The sequence below is a fragment of the Saccharomonospora saliphila YIM 90502 genome (assembly GCF_000383795.1).
GTDB lineage: Bacteria > Actinomycetota > Actinomycetes > Mycobacteriales > Pseudonocardiaceae > Saccharomonospora > Saccharomonospora saliphila.
Genome location: NZ_KB912687.1, coordinates 55,271 through 62,616 on the forward strand (window position 1 = coordinate 55,271; position 7,346 = coordinate 62,616).

11 protein-coding genes and 1 pseudogene are annotated in these 7,346 nt (G+C 72.3%); 3 read left to right on the forward strand and 9 right to left on the reverse strand.

Translation table 11 applies throughout. From position 1 onward, the window contains the following. Together SACSA_RS23075 and SACSA_RS24700 are read right to left on the reverse strand one after the other, a co-directional pair. A partial coding sequence (locus SACSA_RS23075) for a M17 family peptidase N-terminal domain-containing protein (protein WP_048876817.1) occupies nucleotides 1-467 on the reverse strand: 467 nt, incomplete at its 3' end. A gap of 74 nt (nucleotides 468-541) precedes the next feature. Beyond that, nucleotides 542-709 carry a DUF3117 domain-containing protein gene (locus tag SACSA_RS24700; protein WP_083940256.1) on the reverse strand — a complete coding sequence of 56 codons (168 nt, stop codon included), beginning with the start codon at nucleotides 707-709 and terminating at the stop codon, nucleotides 542-544. Nucleotides 710-898: 189 nt separating this feature from the next. Here SACSA_RS24700 and SACSA_RS0114470 point away from each other — a divergent pair, with 189 nt between their 5' ends. After that, a complete protein-coding gene (locus SACSA_RS0114470; protein WP_019816614.1) occupies nucleotides 899-1,693 on the forward strand; it encodes an enoyl-CoA hydratase-related protein in 795 nt (264 codons plus the stop codon). 94 nt (nucleotides 1,694-1,787) lie between these two features. Here SACSA_RS0114470 and SACSA_RS0114475 read toward each other — a convergent pair whose 3' ends face one another. The 7 genes from SACSA_RS0114475 to dapE all read right to left on the reverse strand — a co-directional run bounded on the left by SACSA_RS0114475 (nucleotide 1,788) and on the right by dapE (nucleotide 6,642). After that, nucleotides 1,788-2,360, reverse strand: a complete 573-nt coding sequence (locus SACSA_RS0114475) for a DNA-3-methyladenine glycosylase I (RefSeq protein ID WP_019816615.1) — start codon at nucleotides 2,358-2,360, stop codon at nucleotides 1,788-1,790. Continuing rightward, complete coding sequence (locus SACSA_RS0114480) at nucleotides 2,357-2,809, reverse strand: SRPBCC family protein (RefSeq protein WP_028661884.1); 453 nt, start codon at nucleotides 2,807-2,809, stop codon at nucleotides 2,357-2,359. Before SACSA_RS0114480 ends, SACSA_RS0114475 begins: the two co-directional genes overlap by 4 nt. Then, nucleotides 2,806-3,123 carry a DivIVA domain-containing protein gene (locus SACSA_RS0114485; protein ID WP_019816617.1) on the reverse strand — a complete coding sequence of 106 codons (318 nt, stop codon included), beginning with the start codon at nucleotides 3,121-3,123 and terminating at the stop codon, nucleotides 2,806-2,808. The genes SACSA_RS0114480 and SACSA_RS0114485 overlap by 4 nt, the downstream gene beginning before the upstream one ends. 28 nt (nucleotides 3,124-3,151) lie before the next feature. Then, on the reverse strand, nucleotides 3,152-4,096 hold the full coding sequence (locus SACSA_RS0114490; RefSeq protein WP_019816618.1) for a glucosyl-3-phosphoglycerate synthase: 945 nt from the start codon (nucleotides 4,094-4,096) through the stop codon (nucleotides 3,152-3,154). A 101-nt stretch (nucleotides 4,097-4,197) separates the two neighbouring features. Continuing rightward, nucleotides 4,198-4,785: an LOG family protein gene (locus SACSA_RS0114495; protein WP_048876818.1), complete on the reverse strand. Its 588-nt coding sequence runs from the start codon at nucleotides 4,783-4,785 to the stop codon at nucleotides 4,198-4,200. Then, nucleotides 4,767-5,549, reverse strand: coding sequence for an LOG family protein (locus SACSA_RS0114500; protein ID WP_019816620.1), 783 nt, complete (start codon nucleotides 5,547-5,549; stop codon nucleotides 4,767-4,769). Before SACSA_RS0114500 ends, SACSA_RS0114495 begins: the two co-directional genes overlap by 19 nt. A gap of 16 nt (nucleotides 5,550-5,565) precedes the next feature. Further along, nucleotides 5,566-6,642: a succinyl-diaminopimelate desuccinylase gene (gene dapE / locus SACSA_RS0114505; RefSeq protein ID WP_028661885.1), complete on the reverse strand. Its 1,077-nt coding sequence runs from the start codon at nucleotides 6,640-6,642 to the stop codon at nucleotides 5,566-5,568. A 37-nt stretch (nucleotides 6,643-6,679) separates the two neighbouring features. On the opposite strand from dapE, the gene SACSA_RS0114510 reads away from it, so the two are divergent. Together SACSA_RS0114510 and SACSA_RS23080 are read left to right on the forward strand one after the other, a co-directional pair. Beyond that, a complete protein-coding gene (locus tag SACSA_RS0114510) occupies nucleotides 6,680-7,108 on the forward strand; it encodes a hypothetical protein (protein WP_019816622.1) in 429 nt (142 codons plus the stop codon). Between the two features lie 21 nt (nucleotides 7,109-7,129). After that, a pseudogene (locus tag SACSA_RS23080) lies at nucleotides 7,130-7,346 on the forward strand (2,3,4,5-tetrahydropyridine-2,6-dicarboxylate N-succinyltransferase); the annotation flags it as partial.

The following is a 7,346-nucleotide window of genomic DNA, read 5'->3' on the forward strand; positions in this document are numbered from 1 at the left end:
CCCGGCCGCTCAGCAGCCGCAGCCCGCGCACCCCGGACCCCGTCGTCGGAGCCGGAGACGCGGTAGCGGTACCCGCCGAGCAGCGCGCCCGTGGCGAAGGCCGCGTACTCGTCGGGCCCCGCCGTGTCCGGCAGCCGCACCTGCACCGCGACGGCGGACACCCCGCCCGTGTCCACCCCGGCGGTGGATGCGGCCTCCACGGCTCGCACGAACGCCGCCGCCGCCGTACGGTACTGCGAGGAGCTCCCGGAGCCCGCGCCCACGACCCACCTCGGACCGTCCGGCCCGGACAGCGCGTGTACCTCGCCCGCCCTCCGGGTGGCCCCGAGGTCGGCGAGCACGTCGGCGAGCGGGGTGTCACCGTCCTCGGTGACGACCTCCGCGAGGGCGGCACCCCGGCGGTGGGTGGTGCCGACCGTGACGTCGGGGAGCCGGGTGGGGATGGGGGGTAACGGCGAGCGCGCCATACGGCCTCCAGGCACAACGAGACGAACCGGGCCGAATCACGCGCGTCGGACCGGTGCGGGTCACACGGGGAAGGTCAGCCGGTGGCCTCCTGCAGGGCCGCACCGAGGTCCTTGGCCTCCTCGGCCGTCAGCTCGACGACAAGCCGACCACCGCCCTCGAGCGGCACGCGCATCACGAGGCCCCGCCCCTCCTTGGTCACTTCGAGGGGACCATCTCCGGTCCGGGGCTTCATGGCCGCCATAGCGTGCTCCCTCCGTGATGAACCAGCGCGCCCGGGTCGCGCCCGCCAAAGCAACCGGGTCTCCACCATTGTCCCCCATGCGGAGTGGGCCGCGAACGCGGACCGATCTTAGCCACGGGCGATCACCGCTGGTATGCGCTTCACACGCCTGTCAGACTCGCGGGACGACGAGCGACTACGGAGGATTCGGTGACCACAGAGGACGTGTTGAACCAGGCCGACGCCGATGGCGTGCGCACACTGACCTTGAACCGGCCCTCGGCGTACAACTCGCTGACGGTCGAGTTGAAGGAGCGCCTGCTCGAGGCGTTACGCGGGGCCGCCGACGACCCGGAGGTCCGGGCCGTGCTGCTCACCGGGGCCGGGAAGGCGTTCTGCGCGGGCCAGGACCTCAAGGAGCACGTGGGCATGCTGCGCTCGGGCGACGATGCTCCGCTGCGCACCGTCGGTGACCACTACAACCCCATCGTCACCGCGATCGTCGAGATGCCCAAACCGGTGATCGCCGCTGTGAACGGGCCCGCGGCCGGGGCGGGGGCCGCGTTCGCCTACGCCGCCGACCTGCGCCTCGCGGCCAGCTCGGCGAACTTCCTGATGGCCTTCGCCAACGTGGGGCTGGGACCGGACTCGGGCGCGTCCTGGACGTTGCAACGGCTGGTCGGCCAGGGCAGGGCGCTGGAGCTGATGCTGCTGGCACGGACGGTCGACAGCGCGGAGGCGTTGCGGTTCGGACTGGTCAGCGAGGTCGTCGCCGACGACGAGCTGGCCACGCGGGCACACGCGGTGGCCGCGAAGCTCGCGGCGGGCCCCACCGTCGCCTACGCGAAGATCAAGCACACGGTGCGCACGGCCGGCGAGAGCACGCTGCGCGAGGCGCTCGCCGCGGAGGAGACGGCCCAGGCCGAGCTCGGCGCCACGGCCGACCACGCCGAGGCGGTGGAGGCCTTCGTGACCAAGCGCACCCCCCACTTCCGGGGCACGTGATCACCGCGCCGCCCGTTGTTGCCGTGTCGTCAAGGCCTCCTTCACTGCACTCAACGCAGTCAAGGAGGCCTTGACGCCATGCCAACCCGGGCGGTCAGGCGGCGCGGAAGCACCCGCACACGTGGTCGTCCACCATGCCGGTGGCCTGCATCAGCGCGTAGCAGGTCGTGGGGCCGACGAACGCGAACCCGTGCTTCTTGAGTTCCTTCGCCATGGCGGTGGACTCCGGCGTCGTGGCGGGCACGTCGGTCATCGTGCGCGGTCGCCGCCGCGTGCCAGCCTCGGGCGCGAACGACCAGAGCAGCTCGTCCAGCGGCACGTCGAGCCTCCGCGTCGCCCGCGCGTTGGTGATCGTCGCCTCGATCTTGGCCCGGTTCCGCACGATGGAGGCGTCGGCGAGCAACCGGTCCAGATCGTCGCCGGTGAAGGCGGCCACCCGCTCCGGCACGAACCCGGCGAAGGCCGCGCGGAAGTTCTCCCGTTTGCGCAAAATCGTCAGCCACGACAGCCCGGACTGGAACGCCTCCAGCGTCAGTCGCTCGAACAACGCCGCCTCGCCGCGCAACGGCACGCCCCACTCGCGGTCGTGGTACTCGGCATAGTCGGGTGCCGTGTTGCCCCACGCGCAGCGGTCGAGGCCGTCCGGGCCCCGCAGCCCGGCGTTCACCGCCCCACCACGTACGACTCGGCGAACCGCGCGAACCGTTCCAGCGAGCGGCGCAGGCCCAGCGCGAACGCGGGCTTGGCCACGAGCCATCCGGCCTTGCCGACGGGCCCGAACGGCAGATCGAGATCTTCCGACCACACCAACGCCGAGTGCTGCGGACCGCGCGCCTGCACGTGGAACGCGCCCGTGCCCCGCACGACCTTGCCGAGGTGCCGCACGGTGCAGCGCACGGGCGGCTCCCAGCTGATGATCTCCATGAGGTCGGTCACCCCGACACCACCCGCCCCGGTGAACGCCTCGAGGCGCGAGCCGACACTGCGGCCGTTGCCGGAAACGACGCGCACGCTCGTGCCCAGCATCCACTCGCCCTGCCGCTCCCAGTCGGTCAGCGCCAGCCACGCCGTCCCCGCGGGCGCGGGGACCTCCACCGACACGGCCACGTCACTCACGACGACGCCTCGCGCTCCGCGCACTCCGGACGCGCCTCCAACTGACGGACCCGCTCCCGCAGTTCGTCGATCTCGGCGCCGAGCCGTGCCAGCACCCAGTCGACCTCGGACATCTTGTAGCCGCGGACGACGATCTGGAACCGCACGGCGTCCACGTCCGCTCCCGTGACGTCCTCGGCGGGCAGCCGGGTGGGCGAACTCCCCGGCGCCAGCGGGGCCAGTTCCTCACCACGCCCGAACACCAGTGAGGCGAGCAGGAACACCACGGCCGCCACCAGCAGCATCACGAGAAGGTAGATCAGGGCGGTGGTCACGCTTCCGATCGTGACATACCCGCGCTGCTCACGTGCGCCGCGCCGACACCTGGCGCAAGGGCGGGCGGTCGGTCAGCGGCACGGTCGCCACGTCCGGAAGCCACTCCCCCGCGACCTGGACGAACTGGGTCAGCTCGGCAGGGGAACCGGGAGCGGTGGCCCGGGCCGGTGCGGTCTCGACACCGCACCGGTCCAGCGTGGTGCCGAGAATCTGCCGCGCCATCACACCGAGCTGAAGCAGCGAACGGTTGCGGTGCTTGCGCACACCCAGGTTCACCTGGGCGAGTGCGTCGAGGCCGTACCGGGCCTCCGCGTCGAGCAGCAGGCCGATCTCGACCCCGTACCCGGCGGCGAACGGGACGGACTCCAGCAGCTCGCGGCTGGCGGCGTACTCGCCGCCGAGCGGTTGCACGAGCCCGGACAGCGCCGGGCGCAGCGCGGCGAGCAGGGGCCGCGCGAGCAGCTCGGTGACCCGTCCGCCCCCGGTGCCCAGCTCGTCGGTCTCCAACCGCAACGGCCTGCGGTAGAAGCCCTTGACCAGTTCCACGCCCGGCTCGCACAGCAGCGGCCCGAGCAGGGCGGGCACGAAAGCCGGGTCGGGATCGACGAGGTCGGAATCGAGGAAGACGACGTGGTCGCCGGTGGTGGCGGCCAGCGAGCGCCACAGCACCTCGCCCTTGCCGGGCACCGGCGCCCAGTCGGTGAGCACGTCCTCGCGGTGCACGACCCGCGCACCGGCCTCGGCGGCCACCCGCACCGTGTCGTCGGTGGAACCGGAGTCCACCACGACCAGCTCGTCGACGAGCCGGTCGCGCAACGGCAGGACCGAGGACACCACCGCGCCCACGGTGTCCGCCTCGTTCAGGGCGGGCAACACCACCGACACGGTGCGGCCGTTCTTCGCCCGCACCAGCTCGTCCACCGTCCACGACGGGGACTGCCAGGTACGCCGCGCGAACCACTCCGAGTCCATACCCCGATCGTGTCACGCGCGGTGCGTTGGCATGCCGTCAAGGCCTCCTTCCCTGCGTTCAACGCAGTCAAGGGGGCCTTGACGACACGACAAAAAGGGGTTCAGACCGCCCACTTGTCGATCGGGGTGTAGGAGTGGCGGGCGAAGGCGTCGAGCACGACCTCCGGGTCGGAGTCGATCGTGACCAGGTCGCGGCTGGCGTGGTTGAGGAAGCCCTCGTCGGTCATGTGGTCGAGGAACTCGGCGAGCCTGCTGTAGAAGCCGCGCACGTCGAGCAGGCCCACGGGCTTGGCGTGCAGTCCGAGCTGCGCCCACGTCCACACCTCGAACAGCTCCTCCAGCGTTCCCGCGCCGCCGGGCAACGCGAGGAAGCCGTCCGACAGCCGCGCCATCGTGGCCTTGCGCTCGTGCATGTCCGCGACGACGTGCAGCTCGGTCAACCCGTGGTGGGCGATCTCCTCCCGCATCAGGTGCTTCGGGATCACCCCGGTCACCTCGCCGCCCGCCTCGAGCGCCGCGTCGGCGACCGTGCCCATCAGCCCGACTTGGCCCCCGCCGTAGACGACGCCGATGCCGCGCCGGGCGAGCAGCGCGCCCAGCGCCGCCGCGTCGGCCGCGTAGCCGGGGTCCTTGCCGGAGGACGAACCGCAGAAAACGCAGAGTCGCCGCACTAGTGAGTCTCCTCCCATGCCTTGTACGCCTCCAGCACCATGCCCACGGCGTCGTCGACATCGTCGGTCAGGTGCAGCAGGTCCGCCTCGCGCTCGCCGATCTTGCCCTCGGCCAGCACGGTGTCCCGCACCCAGTCGTAGAGACCGCCCCAGTACGACGAGCCGAACAGCACCACGGGGAACTTGGTGACCTTCTTCGTCTGCACGAGAGTCAGCGCTTCGAACAGCTCGTCCAGAGTGCCGAAGCCACCCGGCAGGCAGATGAAGGCCTGCGAGTACTTGATGAACATCGTTTTGCGGGTGAAGAAGTAGCGGAAGTTCACCCCCAGGTCCACCCACGGGTTGATGCCCTGCTCGAACGGCAGCTCGATGCCGAGCCCGATCGAGAGCCCGCCCGCCTCGGACGCGCCCCGGTTGACCGCCTCCATCGATCCGGGCCCACCGCCGGTGATCGCGGCGAACCCCGCGTTCGCCAGCGCCGCGCCGATCTCGCGGCCCACCTGGTACTCGGGGTGGTCCCGTGGGGTGCGGGCGGAGCCGAACACGGTCACCGCGCGAGGCACCTCGGCCAGCGCGCCGAAGCCCTCCACGAACTCGGCCTGGATGCGCAGGACCCGCCACGGGTCGGTGTGCACCCAGTCGCTCGGCCCTCGCGAGTCGAGCAACCGCTGGTCGGTGGTGGAATCCTCTGGTTGCCGCGTCCGGCGCAGCACCACCGGCCCTCGGCGTCTCTCGGCGGGGTGCTCGTCGTCGTCCTCGATCTTGCGCGTCACCTCGGTCACAGCGCCCAGCGTAGAGTCACGACCGCAACAGCGAGAGCAGCGCCTCGGTGACCCGGCGGATCTCGCTCGCGGCCACGTGCTCACCCCGCGTGTGCGCCAGGGTCGGGTCACCGGGCCCGAAGTTCACCGCGGGCATGCCGAGCGCGGCGAAGCGGGCCACGTCGGTCCAGCCGAGCTTCGGCGCCACCCGGCCACCGGCCGCCTCGACCAGTTCGGCGGCGGCGGGTGCCGACAGACCGGGCAGCGCGCCGGGCGAGCGGTCGACGACGGTGAGCGCGTAGCCCTCGAAGACCTCGCGCAGGTGCGCCTCCGCCCGCTCGGCGGTCGTGTCCGGGGCGAAACGGTGGTTGACGGCCAGGACCGCCTCGTCGGGGACGACGTTGCCCGCGACCCCGCCCTCGACCCGGACGGCCTGCAAGCCCTCCCGGTAGGTGAGCCCGTCGATGTCCACCGTCCTCGGCCGGTACTCGGCCAGCCTGCGCAGCGGCTCACCCAGCGCGTGGATCGCGTTGACGCCCATCCACGCGCGCGCGGTGTGCGCCCGGGCACCGTCGGCCCGCAGCTCGGCCCGCAGCGTGCCCTGGCAGCCCGCCTCGATGACCGCGTTGGACGGCTCGCCCACGATCGCCAGGTCGCCGCGCAACCACTCTGGCAGCTCCCGCTCGACACGGCCGAGGCCGTTGCGCGCGGCGTCGACCTCCTCGCAGTCGTAGAACACGAACGTGACGTCGTGCCTCGGCTCGGGCAGCGCCGCCGCGAGGTGCAGAAACGCCGCGTCCCCGCCCTTCATGTCGACGCTGCCGAGGCCGTGCAGCACTTCGTCGTCACCCGATCCGGTGCGGTGTGCGGGCAGGTTGTCGTTCACGGGGACCGTGTCGAGGTGCCCGGCGAGCACCACCCGCGAGGGCCTGCCCAGCGACGTCCGGGCCAGCACGGCGTCACCGTGCCGCACCACCTCCAGGTGCGGCGCCTGGGCCCGCAGCGCGGCCTCCACCGCGTCGGCGAGCTCGGCCTCGGCGCCGGAGACGCTGGCGATGTCGACAAGGGCGTGGGTGAGGTCCACCGGATCGGAGCGAAGGTCGAGCGAGGGCATGTCCAGCACGGTAGCGCGCACTGGCTACGGTGGAGACGTGCGTAGGACTTCCGCCGTCGCCGTCGCGCTGCTGCTGGCGCTCACCGCGTGTTCCCGCGAGGCCGGGCCGGTGCCGGAGGGGCAGGGCCAGGACCCGGGCCCCGGCGCGCTCGACGTCAAGCTGGAGGCCATCACCAGCGACGACTGCTACCGCGCGCCCACCGAGGTGTACCCGCCGAACTGCGAGAAGTACGTCACGCAACTGGCGAACGTGCCCGGCACGGCGCGGGACTTCGCCGACCGGCACCCCGTTCTGGGCGAGCACGCGCGGGAGCTCGACGCGGGCATCCGGGCCTACCGCGCGAACGAGTGCACGACCTCCGAGGCGGACGCGTGCGCGACGGCGCTGAGCGACATCGCCAGCGCGGTCGAATCGCTGCGGGCGGAACTGTCGGCGCTGCCCGACGTGGGCACACGGTCCGGCTGAGCACGGGTTACCGTAGCGGCCGTGAGTGCAGCGACCCCCAACCCCGAAACGACCGGCGCGACCGGCGTCGGACTGGCGACCGTGACCACCGACGGCACCGTGCTGGACACGTGGTTCCCGAATCCGAAGCTGACCACCGGGGCCGGCGATGAGCACGCGGGCGGCACCGAACGGCTGTCGGCGGCGCAGGCCGCCGACGCGCTCGGTCAGGCCGCGGCGGACCTGCTCGGCACCGACG